The following is a 21,196-nucleotide window of genomic DNA, read 5'->3' as shown; positions in this document are numbered from 1 at the left end:
AGATCACATAAACGATACCGCTCAGAACACGCCGGTCATCCACGCGTGGCACTCCGTGCGCCAGTGGAAAAAATGGCTCAATCCGCCCCATCTGGCTCTCAGACAGCATAAACACATCATTCACAGGCCCACCCTCCATCGGTAAGCCTGTGAATCACAACCGTTCGTACAGTTCAATAAATTAATAGGTCCTGAGCCTATACGGTGGGTTCAGATTCCGACTTACTGGTGAGCAAAAATGCTGTCCGCAACCATTGGCTGGTATCCTCATTCTCCCGGCACATGCTCCACCTTGTGTCTGCCAATAGAGCTGTGACCTGCACTGGATTTGCCAAAGATGGCAGCTTGTGGAGAAGGTGCGATGAACTTGCAAGAGAGCATGCACGGCATCATCCCGGCCCATCGCATGCCTTATAGGCAAAATATGGAAATTATACATTTCCATCGTTGTTATTTCTTATCTTTCCTTCCGGCGGTAATGAAGACCCTAGCGGAACAGAAACCAGTGTTCCTTTCCAACATCACAACTCTGCGTTCCAAGCACGCATTTATTACTCATCGGGGAGCCAATTCATGAAATACATTCTACTGTCCTTCCCCTCTGCGGCAGTTGCAATCGGTCTGCTGGCAGGGAGCCCAGCATCTGCTCAGGTTGTGACCAACGCTACTCAGGCCCAGTCCGGAACGTACGATGTTGAGCCGGGTCACACGCAGGTCGGTTTCTCCGTCCTGCATTTCGGGTTCACGAACTATCTCGGCGTGTTTTCCAATGTTTCCGGCACGCTGAACCTTGATACGCAACACCCGGCTTCATCAAAGCTGTCTGTGACCATTCCAGTGGATACCGTGCAGACAACGAGCACCAAGCTCAATGAGGAACTCAAGGGCGACCAGTGGTTCGATACCACAAAATTCCCCAATGCTACGTTTGAATCCACGTCTGTCCGCATCAACGGCCGAAACGATGCGACCGTGACCGGCAACCTGACACTGCATGGTGTCACAAAGCCTGAAACCCTCCAAGTCCATTTCATCGGTGCCGGCGTAAACGCGCTGGATAAGAAATACACCACCGGGTTTGAAGCCACCGGCACCATCAAACGCAGCGACTTCGGGGTGAAGATGTATGTGCCTTACGTGTCTGACGATGTGCAACTGCGCATTGCCGGCGCCTTCGAAAAACAGGGCTGATCCTATGCCTACGCTCACGCCCGCACGCACAGGGAGCGGGAGCACGCGGTATTCCACGGTCGCGGTCATTCTTCACTGGATGATCGCTCTGGGGATACTGACCCTGATCGTGATGGGTCTGGTCATGGACCATATCCACCTCGACACGATGCGCGTGTTCCAGCTTTACCAGCTGCACAAATCCATCGGCATCACCGTGATGTTTCTGATCGCCTTGCGCATTGGGTGGCGTCTGACACACAGTGCTCCCGCCTTGCCGGCAGATATGCCACCACTGGAGAAAAAGGGAGCACATCTGGCGCATCTTGCTCTCTACGGATTGCAGGTTCTGCTGCCCCTGAGTGGTTGGGCGATGGTTTCAGTCTCGATGCTGGGCATTCCGACCGTGCTGTTCGGAGCAGTGCCATGGCCCGATCTTCCGGTGCTGTCGACCCTGCCTGACAAGGCACCGGTCGAAGTGGCTCTGAAGGTGGTTCACCATTGGGCGTCATGGGGGCTTCTGGGGCTGATCATCCTGCACGTCGCCGCAGCCCTGAGGCACCAGTTCGTCCTGCATGACCATGTTCTTCGTCAGATGATGCCGTCCTTTCGTGCATCCTCCACATCTCGTCAGAAGGGAGAAACCCCATGAGGACTTTTCACAAGTTTCTGCCAGTCGCCACCATGGCTGGCCTCCTGCTCTCAACCCCGACCTTCGCGGCCGACTGGACGCTGGCAGCGGGTAACGGCACGCTGGGCTTCACCGGCACCCAGACCGGCAAGACGTTTGAAGGTTATTTTGAGAAATATGACGGCACAATCAACTTTGATCCAGCCCATCCTGAAGCCGGTCACGCGAAGATCACCATAGACATGGCGAGTGCCACAACAGGTGACAGTCAACGTGATGGCGCCCTGCCCGGTCAGGACTGGTTTGACGTCAAGGCATTCCCTTCGGCTGTTTTCGAGGTGAAAGACTTCAAGGTCAAAGGTGGCAATGCCTATGACGCCGAGGGCACGCTAACCATCAAGGGAGTCAGCAAACCCGCTGTTCTTCCTTTGAGCATCGACATCTCAAGCTCCACGCTGCATGCCAAGGGCCATCTCCAGCTTGTCCGTTCCGTGTTCAACGTTGGTGTCGGCCCTTGGGCCACAAGCCAGTGGGTTGCGCTCGAAGTGGGCGTGGATGTCGATGTCACTGCGCATGGCGGCTGAAACACCAGATGTCTTTCTTACGCCCATCTGGTCGGACATCAGCCACAAGGTCCCAAATCCATCGCTAAAATCGAGCATAATATCAATACTTTAAAAGCTGGGTCTCTGCCGCCGCCCTGACGAACGAACCCAGTCCAGCCACTTTTGCAAAAATAGTGCATGCCTCACAATCAGGAAGACGCATGAGAGTATCTCTGCAAACGGTTGGTAGTTATGATTCCCATATCTTATTTTCAGAAACCTGTCGCTATTCTGTATATCAAAATCAGAAACGATAGTTTTCCATGATTTCCATATGCCATCTTCATACCTACGGGTAATCTGGTCCCAGAAAGAAATCACACGACTACTCAGGGAACATAGATCATGATTGAGGTCCGTCCTTACGATGCACTCGGTCACGCCAACCATGGCTGGCTGGATGCAAAGCACCATTTCTCCTTCGCAAACTACTACGATCCCAACCGGATTAACTGGGGCGCCCTGCGCGTTTGGAACGATGATACCATCGCGCCAGGCACTGGCTTTGGCACACACCCACATGAGAATATGGAAATCATTACTTATGTCCGCGAAGGTGCCATCACACATCAGGACAGTCTTGGTAACAAAGGCCGCACAGTTGCAGGTGACGTTCAGGTTATGTCCGCAGGTACGGGAATTCGGCACAGCGAACACAATCTGGAAGATGTGACCACCCGCATCTTCCAGATCTGGATCATGCCCAACCGCGCCGGTCATGCGCCATCATGGGGCACCCGTGCTTTTCCAAAAAACGACCGTTCTGGAAAATTCGTTACTCTGGCATCGGGCTACCAGAATGATGGTAACGCCCTTCCCATTCACACCGATGCACGTGTACTGGGCGCAACGCTAAGGAAAAACGAGTCTACTGAATACCAGCTTGGTATTGAAAGACTGGCCTACCTTGTCGTGGCCAAAGGTTCGGTGGAAATCGAAGGCAAGATCGTGGGCGAGCGTGATGGTGCTGCGATCTCGGATACAGATGGTCTCAAGGTTCGAGCACTGGCGGACGCCGAAGTGATTCTGGTCGATACAACGCCATAAATTTATGAAACAGAGAGAGGAAGGATAACCTCTCTCACTTTCTCTCTAATCTAGTCTTGCAAGATATTTCTTCTATGCTTGCCATCAAGACATCTGAGCGATGTAACAACGACCAAGAACGCTTTACTTGAAAGTCCCGCAATCAGAACCATTACGAAATCTGATTTGTATCTTCCGGTCGTTCAAATGTGAGAGATTTTTGAACCATCAAAGTTTTCTTACCAATGAACTCTGTAGAAAAAGCGCTCTCTGATCGGAAACATCGTCACAAAAAACTGATGACGTGCTCCGACCAGATACGACTGATGCCCCTATTTATGGAGCATTACTGGTAAGTGACCGTGATATTCCCAACGTTGTCACAGCTGGCCTCCATAACATCATGCGGGTTGACCTGACCGACACCAGCGGGTGTGCCCGTCATGATAAGATCTCCCGCCCGCACCGTGACACTGTGGGACAGTGCGGAGATAATCTCTGGTATTGACCAGATCATATCGCTGATGCGCCCAGACTGCCTTACATCGCCATTAACCTTAAGAGTGATAAGGCTCTGCTCCAGGTCTTCCACCTCACTGGCGGGGCGAATGGCAGAAATGGGACAGGCATTGTCAAACCCCTTGGAAAGGCTCCACGGATGACGGTTTTTTTTGGCTTCCTCCTGCATATCCCGCCGCGTCATATCCAGTCCCACAGCATAACCGTAGATCAGTCCACGGCTTTCCTCTGGTGTCAGATTGGTACCACCGGAAGCAAGCGCCACCACCAACTCGACCTCATAGTGAAGTTTCTGTGTTTGTAGCGGAAAAGGCAGGACAGAAAGAGTGCAGATACTGTCGGCCGGTTTGGTGAAAAAAAAGGGAGGATTACGCTCAGGATCGCTGCCCATTTCACGGCTATGTTCAGCATAGTTACGCCCCACACACCAGATGCGCCCGACGGGGAAGCAGGCACTCTGCCCTTCAATTGGCAACGAAGGGATAACAGGAGGAAACAGGAAGGATGTGTTCTTGATCATGCGTGGTGTTCCAGAACTAGAATGACAAAACTTTACACTACAGCAGGACATGACCATGCCGTCCGGCACCGGGCACACCTCATGGTATTGTTGAAGAGTAAGCAGGATTCCGTTTTGTATAAACGGCAGCCACACCTGTTTACTGATCAAATCTGAGTGTCATATATCCGTCCTGAGCGCCAAAGGACGTGCCAAAAGGCACCGACAGAGCCCGGATTTTATCCTGAATACGGGCATTGTCTGAATCTGTTGCCAGATATGGCACACCACGTTTATGGGCAGAAAGACCCAGACCCAGAGTAACTGGGTGAATATCAACCGATTTGAGGGCCCCATCTTCAAAATGACAGATAGGCAGCATGCTATCCCAAAAACGCTGGTCGGATGGAAAGCCCTTCGTATCGTTCTCGCTCCGGCCCTTGTAGAGCTTATGAGGCGTCATATCCGGTGCGTAGCGGAAAGCGGCGTAGGAATCCATCGGCAGGCGTGACACCAGTTCGTTTTGCCCGATAAAATTACCCATCCCATGAAAAATCGGAGCGTTTTTGTAAACCTCAACTCCGCGCAACAGATGCGGCCCATGGCAGACAACAACAGATGCCCCTGCATCGACCACCGTATGCGCAAAATCACGCAGGAACGCCGCAGGGACTTCAATATCAGGAACACCCTGTGCATTATAATCGCTCTCATGGGCATGGATGCTAACCATTACCACATCAGAAACAAGCTTTGCCTCTTCCACCCATTTGACAATTTCAGACAGGTCTTTCTGGTTGGCGCTGGTCTGGACACGGGTCTGCTCCCCCGCGCTGAACTGCAAACCATCAAATGGCAACGTCCCTTTTGGTGGGTGGAAGGAAAAACCCTGCCGGATTTTTTCGTCCAGAATGTCCTGAAGGCCCAGACGTTCGTAAATTCCCCGGAGCTGTGCAATTTCATCTGATGTGACCTGATAGGTCTTACTGTAGTGTAACGGATTAACACCCGGTCTACCGGCCATAAGGCCAGTTTGTGCGGCTGCCTCCTGCCCACGGGCAAAAGTGGACGTGCATGATAACAGCGCCACCGTGCCAGCCGGGGTTGTGGTGTACGCAGGCCTGCGGGCCTCCTCCAGATTGGTACCAATACCGGCGTACACCATTTCTCTCTCGTCCAGAGCCCGTAGCATCTTGCGCAGACCCGCAATGCTGTAATCCAGACTATGGTTGGTTGCTGCGGCGTACAGGTTAAACCCCGCATCATTCAGCTCATCCAGCACCCAGCATGGCGCTCCAAAGTGCGTGCCACCATGGTCCAGGGCGGGGTCACCTTCAAAATCGTTGGCCACAAATTCCAGATTGGTAAAGCTGACGTCACACCCGCGGATCAGGTCAAACAGGGGCGCTATCGCGGCATCCTGCTGGCTGTTCAAACGACGAAAAAGGATGGAATCCCCAGTCAAAGCCAAACGCATAGGTCAGATCCTTTCGGCACGCAGTTTGAGAACACCATCAAGAACTGCGGTCGCTGCCGCAAAATCAGCCATTTCGAGGTGTTCATAAGGGTTGTGGCTACCGTTTTCATTCCTCACAAAAAGCATTTCTGTGGGAATATTACGGTTGGCAAAGGTTGCCGCATCGTGGCCTGCGCCACTGGCCATGCTTATGGCTGGAATATCCAGCGCACGACTTATATCAAACGCCATGTTCTGCAGAGTTGCATCCATACGCGCGGGCGCGCTGCCTGTGCGCTCACCCAGATCAATTGTGACATTATGCCGCCTGGCCACATCCTGCGCGACCAGTTGGATATGCCGATCTACCTCATCCAGCAAATCCGTATCCTGTGATCTGACATCCAGCGAGAACGAAACCTTACCTGCGACTGCGCTAAAATTGGCCTGCTGGGCATCAGTATGGCAAACGCCAAAGGTCAGGGTCATCGCCTTGCCTGCACGCTCCTGCTCTTCCCAGTAAGTCTGTAGGGTTGTGACAAGATCTGCCATGGCCACCACAGTATCCGCCCGGAACTGGCGGGGGGTAGCGCCAGAGTGAGCGTACTGCCCCAAAATGGTAGCATGCCGATAGCGCATGCTGCCACAGATGCCAGAAACCACACCAATTACCGCATTGTTGTTGGGCAGCACTGGCCCTTGCTCAATGTGCAGTTCGACAAAGCAGTCTATGTTTTCGGGCTTTAAGACATCCGTATGGGGCCATTGCGGCCTGCCACCACACTCTTCCATATGTTCAGCCAGTGTTCGGCCTGTATCGGAACGTCTGGCCTGAAGGTCTTTTTCGCTCAACAGGTCAAAGGCCGTTCTGCTGCCAATATAGGAGACGGGAAACCAGACGCTCTCCTCCGCACGGGTCGCCACAACGGTTACATCCCGCTCAGGCACAAAGCCTTCTTCAACCCAGCGGCACAGGACTGACAGACCAGCCACTACGCCCGCAGCGCCATCATAGTTCCCACCCGAGGGCACCGTGTCCATGTGCGAACCGGTCATAATGACAGGCTTGCTCCGGTCACGCCCAGGTAGCGTCAGATACAGGTTGCAAGCCCAGTCCCGCCGGATTTCCAGCCCATGCCTGCGTGCAATGGTGCAAAGCATCTCATGTGCTTCGTTTTCTTTTTCACTAAAGGACGGGCGCGTCATACCCAGCCCGTCAAAACTCATGGCATGCAGAGCATCAAACAACGCCTGCCCGAATGCCTGATGGAATAACGTTACAGTCATGTATGGGGTAACTCTTTGCTCAGGGTGTCACGGAAGGTTCACGAAACTCATGTGTACTGGTCGGAAAGAAATGAAATAAACTTTCCAACCGATATTTTTCTTTTACTGTTTAAGGCCATAACGCCAATTTCTCTTTTTTGAGAAAACTCTGGTATCTCTATGCACTTTATATTGTTATATTTGTTTATTTCCTGACATGAAGGTGTAATGGCAACCCCAATATTCTTGGAGACCATATCCAGAATCAGGCTGATTTCCTCTGTCTCGGTCACGTCATGCGGTGCCATACCGTGCATTTTCAAAAAGCTGCTAATGCTGCTGCCGCCGAATGATCGACTGTCATACCGGATAAATGGATGGTGGTGGAGGATGGTCCTCCAATCCTGTGCTTCAATACTTTCGTGCATCACCAGCACATAGCGCTGGGTTACAAGAGGCACCCATTCCATATGGGGAATAAGGCTGAATGGCGGTTTGACCATAATGGCCATATCAAGCTCCTTGGCCTCCAGTTTCTGGAGTAGAGCAAGGGAGACATCCACACTGACCGAAAGCAGGACATCGGCATAAATTTTAAGGAACTCGGCCATAGCAGGGGCCAGCAACGCTGTGTAAGCCGTGGAAATAACACCAACTTTGATCGTACCACTAATGGTATTATCTCTGGGTATGTCGCGCATACGGTCAAACAGCGCGATAATTTCCGCAGCACGGTCGACCGCAATCAGCCCGGCCCTGCTCAGGTTTACCGCGCGCCCTGTCCGTTCAAACAGGGCATAACCGAACTCCAGCTCCAGACGCTTGATCTGAGCACTGACTGCCGACTGGGTCAGGCCCACTTTTTCAGCCGTAGCGGCAAAGCTTTCCAGTTGAGCCGCTACAAGGAATGTGCGCAGTTCCGTTATCATCATACAACACTTTTTTTGTGCCTCAGAAACAAAATTATCGATATTTTTGTTGCTCTTTTTTGTTCTATAATCGAAATTAAATGGAATGCAAGAGGTTTTGACGGGATGAAGGAAAACAAAAAACACTCTTGAAATAAAGAGAAGTTAAGAACCCATCACGCTACGCATAAGCTCGGAAAACCCATTTTTCGGGAGGGAAAACGATGCCCCACACCCTTACTGTCATGCCTGAACCCAGCCTGTTGGTCCATGCGCGCATGTCGTTCGTTTCTTCCAGCCTGAATGCCTGAATGTTGATGCAAGGGGAAAATCAGGACGTGCTTCTTTCTTCATCTGTGTCCACCCCAGTGACGGGTATGGCATGGCGGCGACCTGCCGTATGTGCTGCAACGGTCATGATGTGCGTAATCTGCTACGGGGACAGGGCCGCCCTTTCCGTCGCACTGCCTGATATTGTGCATGACTTTGGCCTGAGCTCCAGTCAGGCAGGGTGGGTTCTGTCCAGCTTTCTATGGTCCTATTTTTTCCTTAACCTGCCGTCCTCCATCCTGCTGGACAGGCTGGGACCGCGTCTGGTGGGCATTCTGGCCGTGGCGGTGTGGTCTGCCGCCATGGTACAAGGCAGCCTGGCCATGACTTTGCCTGCCTTTCTGCTATCCCGCGTGGTTCTGGGGGTGGGGGAAGCACCAACATTTGCACTGGGTGCCAAGGTTATGCGCCTGTGGTCCTCTCCCCAGCAGCGGGGATTGATGATGACCCTGTTCACCAGTGGCATTTCCATTGGTCTGGCATCCGGCGCCATTGTTGCCGGGTATATGGTCGCACACCATGGCTGGCGCATGGCATTTTCCATTCTGGCCTCGGTGGGGTTCCTGTGGTGTTTCCTGTGGTATTTTCTTTACCCTGCACGGATAAAAACACCTGAGACATCCACCCCAAAAACCCGTTTTTCCATAAGGCCATTTTTTGCATCCCGCTCATTCTGGGGCGTCGTTATTGCGCAGTGCTGCGTCAATTACGCCAATTTCCTCATGATGTCGTGGTTGCCCATCATTCTTAAACAACGCATGAATCTCTCGGTTTTTGATGCCAGCGTCTATACGGCCTACTGTTACGCGGGTGCTGTTGTCATTTCACTTGTTGCTGGCCGGTTAGGTGAAAGCCTGCACCACAGCCACACTCACATCCCTACAGGGCGCAAACGCATTGTCGCGCTCTACCTGTCCGTGGTGGCCATGCTTGGCTTTCTACCCTTTATCCACTCAATACCACTATCCATGGTTTGCCTTATCCTGAGCATGGGGTTTGTGACCGCTGGAAGTGGCGCAAACATGGCACTGCTGGCAGACCTGCTTGTTGAGCAGGATGCACTAGGTGCCGCCAACGGCCTTGTGCTGACCTTCAGCAACGGTACGGGCATTTTAGCCCCGGTCATAACAGGGTATATCCTTCAGTTTACAGGAAGTTTTGAATACGTCTTTTACATGGTGGCGGCTCTGGTTCTGGCTGGGGCGGGGGCTGTGCTGGCACTTCCCCGCTCCCCGATCAAACTCCACGCTGTTGCAAACGGATAATTCGCATGCGTATCAATTATGCGGGGGTGGATGCTTTTCTGCTGGATATGTCCGAAGGAGCATTCCAAGATGCCATACAGGCACGGATATGGGGTTTGGAACAACTCCTGACAGACATGCCTGAAATCCAGACAGTCATTCTGGGAGCCAACAATCTTCTGGTTACTTATGACTGCGAGAGGCATCAGGCCTCAGCCATACGCCAGATGCTCCAGACTGCTTGGGAACAGGCAGGATCGGCCCATATCACCCCGCGCGAACTGGTAATTCCTGTGACATATGGCGGTTTGGAAGGGGAAGATCTGCCATTTGTCGCCAAGACTACTGGCCTATCGGAAAGTGAGGTGGTCGCCTTGCATACTGGCACACCCTACCGGGTTGCCATGGTCGGTTTTTCTCCCGGCTTTGGGTACCTGACCGGCGTGCCACAACCACTGGCCATTCCCCGCCGGAATACTCCGCGTGTTCATGTGGAGCAGAAATCTGTCTGCCTTGGAGGGGGGTTTACCGCCGTCACCCCCAGTCCGGGACCATCTGGCTGGCATGTGCTGGGCAAAGCCCACTGCCCCGACCTGTTTGACGCAGGTGCAAACACCCCCTGCCTGCTCAAAGCAGGTGATATTGTCCGTTTTGTGAGTGCGTGATGCTGGAAGTTCTCACCAATGCGCCCCTGAATACCGTGCAGGACCTTGGCCGCCCCGAAAGCATATCTTACGGGGTGGCCTGTGGCGGCGCGATGGACTGTAACGCCTTTACGCTGGGGAATATTCTTGTTGGGAACAGCCCGGATGCTGCCGGGCTTGAAATTGTGTTTTTCCCTTTCAAAATAAGGTTTCAGCAGGACTGTGTGTTTGCCATTACCGGAGCACCCGCTAAGGTCCGGCTGGATGCAGTACCGCTGCCATCATGCTGGAGCATGATGGCCCGCGCTGGTCAGACGCTGGTCATGGAAGCACCAGAAAAAGGCATGCGGTCCTATCTGACGGTCGCGGGAGGGCTGGACGTTCCACGCGTTTTGGGCGGTCGCGCAACGGACATTAAAGGTGGATTTGGCGGGTTTGAGGGACGCGGCCTGCAAAAAGGTGATCTTCTGCCCTGCGGCAAGAGCACTACCTGTTCCATGCCCACCAACGGTCTGGGACTGGCAGCACTCCCTCAGCTACCACACAAGAACGGCCTAGAACTCCATGTCCTGCCAGCGGCTGAATATGAGGAATTTACACAAGAATCCCAAGCCTGTCTGGTGCAGCAGCAATGGCGCATTACCACACAGGCCAACAGGGTTGGTTTCCGGCTTGAAGGCGACACATCCCTCCAGACCCGGCGCCCGCTCAGCCTGCTATCGCACGGGCTTCTGCCCGGCACTGTGCAGGTACCACCATCAGGCCAGCCCATTATCCAGATGGCAGATGCCAACACCTGCGGCGGATACCCGAAAATTGGCATTATTGCTGAGCCGGACCTGAGCCTTCTGTCCCAGATGCCACCGGGCGGGCTGGTCACATTCCGCATGATCACCCACGAACAGGCCCTGACCCGCTTCCGGGCGCATCGCCAGCACCTTCGGCAACTTGCAGAGCAGATTGATGCTGCAAAAGCCTACATCTTAACCCAATAAGCTCCCTATTATTCTGGAGATAGACCCATGACAGAAAAAACAATTGATATGAATGCTGATCTGGGCGAAAGCTTTGGTCACTACACAATCGGCGATGATGCAGCGATGCTGGATATTGTAACGTCGGCAAACGTAGCCTGCGGTTTTCACGGTGGTGACCCCGAGGTTATGGCGCAGACATTCCAGATCGCCCGTGAAAAAAATGTCGCTGTTGGCGCGCATCCCGGCTACCCGGACCTGTGGGGCTTTGGCCGCAGGCTGATCCCTTTTTCCGTTGGGGAAACAGAACGCCTTATCGCTTACCAGATTGGCGCAGCACAGGCCATGGCCACCTATGCGGGCCACCCCATAGCCTACGTCAAAACACATGGTGCCCTTGGCAACCTGACAGAGCGTGATGCGGATGTCGCTGCTGCAGTGCTGAACGCCATGCAGGCTGTTGACCCGTCGCTTGCTCTGGTGGCAGGCGCATTTGGCGAACTGGAGCGACTAGGGCGCGAACGTGGCATGACGGTTTACACAGAAATTTTTGCCGACCGGGCCTACACAGAAGATGGTCACCTCGTCTCCCGCAAAGAACCGGGGGCCGTTTTGCATGATGTGGACTTTGTTTCCGAACGGGTCATCCGCATGGTCAAAGCGGGCGCTATTGAAACACGTTCAGGCAAAATGCTGCCAACCCAGATGGATACCATCTGCGTCCATGGGGATAATGCACAATCCGTTGCCATTGCACGCACCGTACGGGACCGTCTGGAAGCCGCCGGTATTGCTCTCAGGGCCTTCATATGAACACTAACCCGTCTTTTCCCGCCATCATGGACATGGAGCAACTGAGTTCTGTCATGTCTTGCATGCAGCAGCTTGGAGTGCGTTTGCTGGACTATACAGCACCCGATGGCACTCACATTGTTTTACGTGGGCCAGAACCCATGTCGCCGGACCACTCAACACTGGCCGACTGTGCGCCACCGCCCGCGCCAGCACCGGCGGCACCGGCCTCCAGCCAGCTTGTCGCCTCCATGCATGGGGTGTTCTACATCGCCCCCTCCCCCACGGAGGAGCCTTATGTGCAACCGGGGGACGTGGTGGAAGAAGGGCAGGCCATTGGCATTCTCGAAGCCATGAAAACGCTGACGCGGCTGGAATCTGACTATCGCTGCCGCATCCTGTCGGTGCTGGTCAGGGATGCCACACCGGTAGAACCGGGCACGCCGCTTTTTAGCGTGGAGAAACTGGATGACTAAACCCTTACGTGTCCTGATTGCCAACAGGGGCGAAATTGCCCTGCGCATTGCCCGCGCCTGCCGCCTGATGGGGCTGGAAACCATAGGCGTCTATTCCGAGGCGGATGCAGATCTGGCCCACCTGAACTGTGTGGACACCAAGGTATGCATTGGCCCGGCCAGTGCTGCGCAAAGCTACCTGAATCAGGAACGTATCCTGCGGGCAGCCCAACTGTGCCAGGCCGATATGGTACACCCCGGGTATGGTTTTCTGTCGGAAAATCCCGATTTTGCAGAGGCTGTGGCCTGCGCGGGCCTGACCTTTATCGGCCCGACCGCACAGGTCATGCGCCTGATGGGAGACAAGATCAGCGCCAAACGGGAAATGATTGCAGCCGGTGTGCCATGCCTGCCCGGTTCCGATGGGGCATTGCCTGATACAACACAGGACACGCAACGCATCTGCGATGCCATTGGCTACCCCCTGATTGTCAAGGCTTCCGCCGGTGGTGGTGGCCGCGGCATGCGGATTGTGGAAACTTCGGCAGATGTTGTAGGCGCAGTAACCAACGCCCGGCAGGAAAGTCTTCTAGCATTCGGAAAGAATGACGTTTACGCTGAACGTTTTCTAAAATCCCCACGGCATATTGAAATTCAGGTCATGGCCGACCGCCATGGTAACGCCGTATGGCTGGGTGCACGCGACTGCTCGGTGCAGCGGCGACACCAGAAACTGGTGGAAGAAGCTCCTCCAACCGGCATTCCCGAGCAGAATATTACGACACTCGGGACCAAATGTGCACAGGCCTGCCAGCTCATCGGGTATGTTGGCGCAGGAACATTCGAGTTTCTCTACGAAGACGGGCAGTTCTATTTTATTGAAATGAACACCCGCCTGCAGGTTGAGCACCCGGTAACGGAAATGACCTGCGGCATTGATATCGTGCGCGAACAGATAGCCGTGGCCCTTGGTAACCCTCTGTCCTTCACCCAAGATGATGTGCAGTGCGTCGGACATGCCATTGAATGCCGGATTAACGCGGAAAACCCTGATACTTTTTTGCCCCACCCCGGAAAAATCACGCAATGGTGGCCTGCAGGCGGACCGGGCGTACGCATGGACAGTCACATTTATGAATCCTACGTGGTTCCCCCCTATTATGACTCCCTGATCGCCAAACTGATTGTGCATGGTTCCAGCAGGGAAGACGCCATTGAACGCATGCGCGCCGCACTGGATGAAACACGCATTGGCGGCATCTGCACCACCATTGCACTCCAACAGCGCGTCCTACAGGCAGAAGCTTTTCTTTCTGGCACGGTTACTGTTCACTCACTGGATAAAGGATTGATGAAATAACCATGCCACATCATGACAATCCACTGGTTGATCTGCTGACAAGACTTGTCCCCCGCATGCGCGAATATGGATGGTGTCCTGCGATGTTCCTATGGGGGGAGGTCAGATCAAACTTGACCTCGCCCCACAAAAAACTGCCGAAGTGGCGCACCACTCCGCAACTCCGGCAGCCGCCATTGTCCAGACGGTTGATGCACTCAGCCCTGAGATGGGCATATTTTCTGAAGCTGTGGTGGAAGAAGGGCTTCATGTGTCCCAGAACACCATTCTGGGTTTTGTCGATGTGGGTCCGCTGCGTCTGGCGCTGGAAGCCCCTATTGCCGGCACAATGCTGCTCTGCCTTGTGCCGGTCAATTCGGTGGTGGGTTACCACCAGCCGTTTTCCGTATCCAGCCAGACTAATGCCCGTTCCGCGCTTCTCGCGTTGCAGTGCCCTATTAAAGGATTTTACCCCAGTGGAATGTTTTATCACCCAGCCCGTGCATGAAGCGGCCATTGCGTTCCTGAACAGTCATGGCATTGCAACGCGTTATGCCTCAAGCCCGGACATGCAGACTGTCACAAGGGAGATTGGCTCTGCCGACGCTGTCATAACCCGCGATCTGGGGCTGGACAGACAGGCCATTCTTGCGGCTCCCAACCTCAAGATCATCAGCTGTCATGGCGCAGGCACCAACAGGATTGATGTCACAACGGCCTATGAGCGTAGTATTCTGGTCACCAACACCCCCGGTGCCAACAGCCAGTCTGTTGCAGAACTGACTGTGGGGCTGATACTGGCGAGTGCACGCAACATCTGTCAGGCCGATCATGCCGTACGCCAAGGTAACTGGGACTTCAGATATTCCGCACAGGGGATCGAACTGCACGGCAAAACCCTAGGGCTGATTGGCTTTGGAGCCATTGCTCAGAAAGTGGCCACCATTGCCAGCAAGGGGCTGGGCATGCGTTGCATTGCGTGGTCCCCCAGTGTGCCAGCCGCGGTCTTTACCAAACATGGCGTGGAGCAGAGCCATAATCTGGAAGAGCTTCTGAAAAATGCGGATGTCGTCTCCATCCACAGGTCCGGTAAAACGACTGACAAACCGATTATCGAGCATCCACTCTAGCGCTCATGCGCAGCCATGCCATCCTTGTCAACGTCGGGCGTGGATTTGCCGTGGACAGTGCGGATCTGGCTCAGGCGCTGGAAGATGGACAACTGCATGGCGCAGCTCTGGATGTGCTCCAGCAGGAACCTCCGCCTCGGGACGCCCCCCTGCTTCGGGCACCATCTCTCATTGTGACCCCGCATCTTGGCGGCACAACGCAAGAAGCCCTGCAACGGCTGGCGCTGATATGCGCCAATCAGGTATGGGACGTACTGACAGGGAAAAAACCCGAGCATCTTGTACTGGCGCGCTAACCGCCAAACCCATACAGACATGCCACAATAGGCAATTTATGACCCTTTCATCCTCAGCTTATGTCCACGATGGTTTGCACGGGCGCATGCGCCTGTGGGCTATGACCGCCATTACCTTGTCCATTCTCCTGTCTATTCTGGACTACTCCTCGGCCAATATTGCTTTGCCGGTTATGGCGCGGGATTTGGGTGTATCACCGGCGCGGTCCATCTGGATTGTCAATGCTTACCAATTTGCATCGCTGGTAACGCTGCTTCCGTTTTCCTCCCTTGGTGGCCGCATTGGCTATGCACGCATGTGCCAGATTGGCACTATTGTTTTTCTGGTCGCCTCCGTTCTGTGCGCGGTTGCCTCCTCCCTTGCGTTCATGATGTTTGCGCGCGCGCTCCAAGGCATCGGCGGGGCCTGTATCATGAGCGTCAACCTGGCTTTGGTGCGTCTGGTTTACCCTACGGCGGAACTAGGCAAAGGTATTGGGCTGAATGGTCTTATGATCGGCTTGGGAGTTGCCATGGGGCCGAGCCTTGGGGCCTTTATTCTCGCAATTGCCAACTGGCACTGGATTTTCTGGATCAATATCCCACTGGGCGGCATGGCTCTGGTAATGGGCATGATGGCGCTGCCAAAAACGCAGCATTACACAAATTCATTCGATTTTTTTCATGCTCTCCTAACGGTTGCAGGACTTGGCTTACTTGTTATCGGTCTGAACATTTGTGCACACGGGCAGCGTATCCTTCTTGGCAGTGCGCTGTTATGTGGAGGATGCGGACTTATTTTCCTGCTCTGGGGGAGACAGAACAAAGCCGACTTCCCCCTCTTTCCTGCCGACCTGCTTTCTCTCCCCGTCATGCTGCAGGCGAGTTCTGTCGCCATACTCAGCTTCATCGCCTCCAATTTTTTCCTGATCTCCATCTCGTTCATTCTGCAAGATAACTTCGCCCGCTCCGCCGTTGTCTCCGGCCTACTCATTACTGCGTGGCCCATTGGCGTTGTTCTGGCCTCCCCCATATCTGGCAGACTGGCAGACAGGTTTTCCAGCACCTTGCTGGCGTCCTTTGGGTTGCTGGTCATGGCCTGTGGGTTTGCCTGCCTGTGGTCAAGACCGCTTACGGCTGGCAATCTCTCCATTGCTGCCAGTATTTTTCTGGCGGGGACGGGTTCTGGTCTGTTTCAGCCCCCCAATAATCGCATTATCATGAGTTCCGCCCCCAAAGGACGAGAAGGAGGGGCCAGCGGTGTTGTCTCCCTCTCTCGCCTGTCCGGGCAGACACTCGGCGCAACGGCTGTTGCTCTGGTCTATCGTTTATACGCAGGCCATGCAGCACAGACTTGTCTGGCCATGGCCACAACCATCGCTTTTGTGGCTTCCATGGCCAGTTTTTACAGGTCACGCCAAAAATAAACCGACCGACCAACGAAGGCGTATATGGTTTGTCCTGTTTTTATGAACAACACCGCCAGGGTCTGTATTTTTTGATCTTAGCCTTAAAAAAGATCATTTTTCACAATAGTTTTCCTACATTATATTTTTATTCTTCCATGAGGAGAGTAAATAGATGAATACTGAAACAACGACTGAACAGCCCGTTCCACCTTTCCATCTTGCTTTTCCGGTAGACAATCTGACCGAAGCGCGTGCATTCTATGGTGATAAAATGGGGTGCAGCGAAGGTCGTAGCTCCTCTGACTGGGTCGATTTTGACTTCTTTGGCCATCAGATTGTCGCGCATATGGCGGACTGTTCCAACAACCGCCTCCACCTGAGTAGTGTGGACAACCACGCAGTTCCGGTTCCGCACTTTGGTGTTGTCCTGAACATGCCACAGTGGGAAGAACTTTCTAAAAAACTTATCGATGCAAAAACAAAGTTTGTTATTGACCCTTACATCCGCTTTAAAGGGCAGCCGGGTGAACAGGCAACAATGTTTTTTTATGACCCGTTCGGAAATGCGATCGAAATCAAGGCATTTGCCGACCTGAAAAGTCTTTTTGCCAAATAACATACGACTCTTCTTTTCCGGTCGCTTATGCGTACCGGAAAAGAAGATGTGACAGATATTGCTTCGACAAAATTGATTATAAAAAAGAGCCCGTTTGTACAGATATTAAACATTGCTTGCGGCACTCCGCACAAACAACACGAACATAAAAAATATTCAATCTTCGGGTTTGGGACTACATGTTCCAGCAGTAATATTTAGAAAACCACCCATCACCTCATGACATCCTGAATACAAAACACACAATATTTTCAACATATTGGAACAAATTTTCCACTCCCCTACCAACATCGTCCACTGTTCCTGTTGCTTGAAAAATCCAAGGTGAAAAAAAATAATTGCTTGGTCCCAAAAAATATCGTTTTCCGAATTCACACACCAATAATATTGTTATTTCGAAACGATATTGCCGGGGTGCAGAATCGGCCTACATATAAAAGGGTCTTCGTAATGATATTGGGGTGAGCCCAGCCAACCCAAAACATTACTGTCACAATGGCATATCCTGTCCTGTTTTTTCTTTGTGCTGAAATGCGCTTTAGGTTGTTCCCCGTCGCAGTTACGCGGTCCCCTGTTGAGCCAAGGAGTATGTTTGATGCGACAAAAGGTCTCCCCCACCGATAAAAAACTGTGGATCAGCACTGTCGTGTTTGCCACAATTTTTTCAACCAATTGCACCGTAGCCGCCACAACGGCAGGCACTGTCAAAAAAGCAGCCTATCATGACAATGCTGTTGCAAATGGTCCTGTAAAAGTAACGCAGACCAAAACTACATCCAGACCGGCATCCGCCATGGCGGTAAAAACAACATCGCATCACAGCGTGAACAGCCGTTCCAGCGAAGAAGTGATGGTTGCTGCAACACGCGTTATCGGCAAATCCGCCACGTCTCCCTCCACGCCCGTACACAGCACAACCCCTGTTACTGTCATCAGTGGTGCCGAACTGGCCGCAACCGGGCAAAGCAACGTCATGCAGGCGCTTGCCCAGCTCTCTCCGGCCATCACCTCCCCTTCCGTACCGGGTATCGGGGGAAACGCCTTTACACAAACGATGCAGCTCCGTGGCCTTTCGGCTGACGAAACGCTGATTCTGGTCAATGGTCATCGCCGCCACATTGGTGCAAACTTTAACGCCAATGCAGGCCCGAACTGGGGCACTGAGCCCGCAGATATCGGCCTGATCCCCATGAGCGCAATTGATCATGTAGAAGTCATTACCGAAGGTGCCACCGCACTCTATGGTCAGGACGCACTGGCAGGTGCGGTGAACATTGTTCTCAAATCTGACCGGCACGGTGGTTCAGTCAATTTCAAGAATAGTGGTTTCTATGGTGGAGACGGGCAAGGCATTGATGGTACAGCCAACATGGCCTTTGCACTGGGCCATCAGGGTGGTTATCTGGACCTCGCAGCACAGATCGTTCACCAGCTTCCTGCGTTCCGCAACGGCGACTATAAAAACAGCAGCCGTTACCCTAATGACATGTATTACGCCCTGCCCGATGGCAGCTCAGACCCGCGCTCAAACCGTAGCCGTGACGTACAACGCTCCAACGGCTTGCCCAAAAAAACGACGGAAACCCTCTCCGCCAATATGAGCGTTCCGGTTACCGACACAATCAATCTGTATTCCACGTCCACATATGGGCATCGTAATGTCAGCGTTGGTCAGGCATACCGCTCCGCTGCGGACGACCTGACTGTCACAGCGCTGTGGCCCAATGGCATGCAGCCTTACTACCTGATGGAACAGAATGATTTTGAAGTTGATAACGGCTTCAAGGGTCATAATCTGGGCTTTGCGTGGGACGCCTACGTCAATTACGGCAAGGACATGCAGTCTTATGATCTGAAGGATACGGACAACGCATCCTACGGCACAGCCAGCCAGACGCGCTTCCACACAGGATCTGCTGCCTCCAGCGAACTGACGGCAGGTTTCAAGGCATCACGCAACATCAATGTCGGCTTCCTGCCCAAACCCGTAGGTTTGGAGTTCGGGGCAGAATACCGCCGCGACACCTTTGAGCTGGGCGCGGGTGAATACGCGTCCTACGCATCGGGTGGCGTACCCATCCTAACCGGGCCTGATGCAGGCAAGACCGCAGCACCAGGTGCTGCTACCCATGCAGGTAACCCAGATTACGTTGCTGGAAAATACACGCGCGACGTTTTTGACGGCCACGCCAATCTGGACTTTTACATAACCCCCAAATGGGAATGGACACTCGGTGGCCGCACGGTGGCCTACCACAACTACCCAGTTGTCTCGACTGGTTCTATTGGCACGCGCTATAACTTCAACAAACGCTGGTCAATTCGTGCCAATATCAACACGGGTTACCGTCCACCAACCTTGGCCAGACCTATTATTACTACAATTCACCGCAGGCGACCTATTCCACACTCTCCCTGCCAAACAACAGTCAGGCCGCTCAGGCCCTCGGTGCAGGCAAGCTCAAAGGCGAATATTCGCGCAGCTTTACCGTTGGGGTGGATGCAACTCCGGTGGATGACTGGCACGTAACCGGCAACCTGTACTACATTGCCATTAACGATCGCCTTGCCAGCACCACAACGCTAGGCGGCAGCTTTGTTGCCCAAACCCTGAGCGCCAACGGCATGGGTAATGCAACGTACGCGTCTTACTACTCCAACCCGGTCAACACCAACACATGGGGTGGTGACCTGACAACAGACTACACGCTCCGCACCAAACTCTATGGTGCTTTCCGCTTTGCATTCAGCGTCAACTTCTCTGACAACGAAGTGCGTAGCTACAACAGCACACCCAACGTTCTTCAGGCTAACGGGCTATCCTCCTACAATGCCTACGCCGTGGCGGAACTTATTCACTCCAGCCCCAAAAACCGCGAAACCCTGAGCGTAAACTGGACCAAGGGCAAATGGTCTGTTGCGGTTGAAGAAATGCGCTACGGTTCCAGTGTTTTTATTGCAGCGCCAAACCTGCCCACCAACCTGTGGACAGAAATCCAGCCTGCATTCATCACAAACATGGAAATAGGCTACAAAATCACCCCGAAATGGCGTATCGCCATTGGGGCTGACAACCTTGGCAACAAATATCCAACACGGGTCAAAGCTGCCGCAGCTGCATCAAACAATAATCTATTCAAATACCCGACTTCTTCCGCATATGGATACTTTGGTGGCATGTATTACGTGAATACTTCCATCAATTTCTAAATTTGAGTAAATTTACAGATAAAGCCCTGATGGTGTTGACCATCAGGGCTTTTTGCATTCAGGGATGACGACTGGCAGAACGCCCGGCATCATCCTCACTATCGAACAGGACACGGCCCATTGCCTCGAAATCCAACGAGCGGAGATCGACAAAACCCCGAGGGGCATCCGTCAGGCTGATGATCCGTATTGTGTCTTCCCTGCGCCAGATCACAGGTTTTCGGATTATGGGAGTGTCCGGATTATGGACAAAAACGTAACCTCCATCGGTCCCGGAACGCCGCCGACAGAAGAGAGGGATTGGCGCCGGCCCCGGCAAGGGCGTAGGCCGGGAGGGTTCTGAGAATGGCCAGATCGGCCTCGGAAGGCCAGATGCCCAGTGGCATGGGAGACGGTCCTCCCGGCTGGAAATCCGCCGACCGGAAGCGACGAAATAAGCCGCGCGCGAGCACGTGGAGCATTCCGCTATTCCTATCGAGGCGATCGCCGCCGACGCCGGCTTCCGTGATCGCTAGCGTATGCACCGGGCCATTCCCGGAGCGTTTAGCCAGCCACCTCAGGCCAAGCGCCGAAATGCCAGCGCCACGTGACATCACGTCGTTTATAGACAGCTACGAGGGGTAGAACGAACCGCTGCGCGGGATTGGTGTGATGTGGAGGTCTGTCACCACAGCGTGAGTGATCTGTTTTATTTGGAG

Annotated in this window: 23 protein-coding genes; 17 read left to right on the top strand and 6 right to left on the bottom strand. The window is 53.5% G+C overall.

From position 1 onward, the window contains the following. Positions 1-573 precede the first annotated feature (573 nt). The 4 genes from JCM25146_RS12825 to JCM25146_RS12810 all read left to right on the top strand — a co-directional run bounded on the left by JCM25146_RS12825 (position 574) and on the right by JCM25146_RS12810 (position 3,453). Complete coding sequence (locus tag JCM25146_RS12825; protein ID WP_025828470.1) at positions 574-1,191, top strand: YceI family protein; 618 nt, start codon at positions 574-576, stop codon at positions 1,189-1,191. 4 nt (positions 1,192-1,195) lie between these two features. Continuing rightward, positions 1,196-1,822: a cytochrome b gene (locus tag JCM25146_RS12820; protein WP_025828468.1), complete on the top strand. Its 627-nt coding sequence runs from the start codon at positions 1,196-1,198 to the stop codon at positions 1,820-1,822. Then, positions 1,819-2,385, top strand: a complete 567-nt coding sequence (locus JCM25146_RS12815; RefSeq protein WP_025828466.1) for a YceI family protein — start codon at positions 1,819-1,821, stop codon at positions 2,383-2,385. Before JCM25146_RS12820 ends, JCM25146_RS12815 begins: the two co-directional genes overlap by 4 nt. 366 nt (positions 2,386-2,751) lie before the next feature. After that, on the top strand, positions 2,752-3,453 hold the full coding sequence (locus JCM25146_RS12810) for a pirin family protein (protein ID WP_025828465.1): 702 nt from the start codon (positions 2,752-2,754) through the stop codon (positions 3,451-3,453). A 325-nt stretch (positions 3,454-3,778) separates the two neighbouring features. Here JCM25146_RS12810 and JCM25146_RS12805 read toward each other — a convergent pair whose 3' ends face one another. The 4 genes from JCM25146_RS12805 to JCM25146_RS12790 form a co-directional block, all read right to left on the bottom strand. Then, complete coding sequence (locus tag JCM25146_RS12805) at positions 3,779-4,471, bottom strand: fumarylacetoacetate hydrolase family protein (RefSeq protein ID WP_025828464.1); 693 nt, start codon at positions 4,469-4,471, stop codon at positions 3,779-3,781. 139 nt (positions 4,472-4,610) lie between these two features. After that, positions 4,611-5,927 carry a CapA family protein gene (locus JCM25146_RS12800; RefSeq protein ID WP_025828462.1) on the bottom strand — a complete coding sequence of 439 codons (1,317 nt, stop codon included), beginning with the start codon at positions 5,925-5,927 and terminating at the stop codon, positions 4,611-4,613. A 3-nt stretch (positions 5,928-5,930) separates the two neighbouring features. Further along, entirely contained in the window at positions 5,931-7,193 is a 1,263-nt protein-coding gene (locus tag JCM25146_RS12795; RefSeq protein ID WP_025828460.1) for a Zn-dependent hydrolase, read from the bottom strand. 47 nt (positions 7,194-7,240) lie between these two features. Continuing rightward, on the bottom strand, positions 7,241-8,104 hold the full coding sequence (locus tag JCM25146_RS12790; protein ID WP_148299090.1) for a LysR family transcriptional regulator: 864 nt from the start codon (positions 8,102-8,104) through the stop codon (positions 7,241-7,243). 314 nt (positions 8,105-8,418) lie between these two features. Between JCM25146_RS12790 and JCM25146_RS12785 the strand changes: the two genes are divergently transcribed. The 13 genes from JCM25146_RS12785 to JCM25146_RS25040 all read left to right on the top strand — a co-directional run bounded on the left by JCM25146_RS12785 (position 8,419) and on the right by JCM25146_RS25040 (position 20,498). Next, a complete protein-coding gene (locus JCM25146_RS12785; RefSeq protein WP_242401126.1) occupies positions 8,419-9,675 on the top strand; it encodes an MFS transporter in 1,257 nt (418 codons plus the stop codon). Between the two features lie 5 nt (positions 9,676-9,680). Next, complete coding sequence (gene pxpB, locus JCM25146_RS12780) at positions 9,681-10,319, top strand: 5-oxoprolinase subunit PxpB (RefSeq protein ID WP_025828455.1); 639 nt, start codon at positions 9,681-9,683, stop codon at positions 10,317-10,319. Next, complete coding sequence (locus JCM25146_RS12775; RefSeq protein ID WP_025828454.1) at positions 10,319-11,293, top strand: 5-oxoprolinase subunit C family protein; 975 nt, start codon at positions 10,319-10,321, stop codon at positions 11,291-11,293. The genes pxpB and JCM25146_RS12775 overlap by 1 nt, the downstream gene beginning before the upstream one ends. Before the next feature lie 27 nt (positions 11,294-11,320). Continuing rightward, on the top strand, positions 11,321-12,085 hold the full coding sequence (locus JCM25146_RS12770) for a LamB/YcsF family protein (RefSeq protein WP_025828451.1): 765 nt from the start codon (positions 11,321-11,323) through the stop codon (positions 12,083-12,085). Then, positions 12,082-12,540: an acetyl-CoA carboxylase biotin carboxyl carrier protein gene (locus JCM25146_RS12765; protein ID WP_051544234.1), complete on the top strand. Its 459-nt coding sequence runs from the start codon at positions 12,082-12,084 to the stop codon at positions 12,538-12,540. The genes JCM25146_RS12770 and JCM25146_RS12765 overlap by 4 nt, the downstream gene beginning before the upstream one ends. Further along, complete coding sequence (gene accC / locus JCM25146_RS12760) at positions 12,533-13,879, top strand: acetyl-CoA carboxylase biotin carboxylase subunit (RefSeq protein ID WP_025828447.1); 1,347 nt, start codon at positions 12,533-12,535, stop codon at positions 13,877-13,879. The genes JCM25146_RS12765 and accC overlap by 8 nt, the downstream gene beginning before the upstream one ends. Before the next feature lie 70 nt (positions 13,880-13,949). Beyond that, positions 13,950-14,366 (top strand): hypothetical protein, encoded by a 417-nt coding sequence (locus JCM25146_RS20890; RefSeq protein ID WP_025828445.1) that lies wholly within the window; start codon positions 13,950-13,952, stop codon positions 14,364-14,366. After that, positions 14,335-14,988 carry an NAD(P)-dependent oxidoreductase gene (locus JCM25146_RS19355; protein ID WP_277909608.1) on the top strand — a complete coding sequence of 218 codons (654 nt, stop codon included), beginning with the start codon at positions 14,335-14,337 and terminating at the stop codon, positions 14,986-14,988. The genes JCM25146_RS20890 and JCM25146_RS19355 overlap by 32 nt, the downstream gene beginning before the upstream one ends. Positions 14,989-14,993: 5 nt before the next feature. Further along, entirely contained in the window at positions 14,994-15,284 is a 291-nt protein-coding gene (locus JCM25146_RS24640) for an NAD(P)-dependent oxidoreductase (protein WP_277909607.1), read from the top strand. 38 nt (positions 15,285-15,322) lie between these two features. Further along, complete coding sequence (locus tag JCM25146_RS12745) at positions 15,323-16,690, top strand: MFS transporter (protein WP_025828444.1); 1,368 nt, start codon at positions 15,323-15,325, stop codon at positions 16,688-16,690. 154 nt (positions 16,691-16,844) lie between these two features. Beyond that, positions 16,845-17,288: a VOC family protein gene (locus JCM25146_RS12740; RefSeq protein WP_025828441.1), complete on the top strand. Its 444-nt coding sequence runs from the start codon at positions 16,845-16,847 to the stop codon at positions 17,286-17,288. A gap of 595 nt (positions 17,289-17,883) precedes the next feature. Continuing rightward, complete coding sequence (locus tag JCM25146_RS25045) at positions 17,884-19,818, top strand: TonB-dependent receptor plug domain-containing protein (RefSeq protein ID WP_369347482.1); 1,935 nt, start codon at positions 17,884-17,886, stop codon at positions 19,816-19,818. Next, positions 19,800-20,498, top strand: a complete 699-nt coding sequence (locus tag JCM25146_RS25040) for a TonB-dependent receptor (protein ID WP_369347480.1) — start codon at positions 19,800-19,802, stop codon at positions 20,496-20,498. The genes JCM25146_RS25045 and JCM25146_RS25040 overlap by 19 nt, the downstream gene beginning before the upstream one ends. Positions 20,499-20,556: 58 nt before the next feature. Here JCM25146_RS25040 and JCM25146_RS22535 read toward each other — a convergent pair whose 3' ends face one another. Together JCM25146_RS22535 and JCM25146_RS22530 are read right to left on the bottom strand one after the other, a co-directional pair. Next, the gene (locus JCM25146_RS22535) at positions 20,557-20,712 is read right to left on the bottom strand and encodes a hypothetical protein (protein WP_159101997.1); all 156 of its coding nucleotides are present in this window, start codon (positions 20,710-20,712) and stop codon (positions 20,557-20,559) included. A 28-nt stretch (positions 20,713-20,740) separates the two neighbouring features. Next, positions 20,741-20,884 (bottom strand): hypothetical protein, encoded by a 144-nt coding sequence (locus JCM25146_RS22530; RefSeq protein WP_159101996.1) that lies wholly within the window; start codon positions 20,882-20,884, stop codon positions 20,741-20,743. Positions 20,885-21,196: the final 312 nt, after the last annotated feature.

This window comes from Acetobacter okinawensis JCM 25146 (assembly GCF_000613865.1).
GTDB lineage: Bacteria > Pseudomonadota > Alphaproteobacteria > Acetobacterales > Acetobacteraceae > Acetobacter > Acetobacter okinawensis.
Note: the sequence above shows the minus strand (reverse complement) of the source record. Positions and strands in the feature narration are given on the sequence as shown.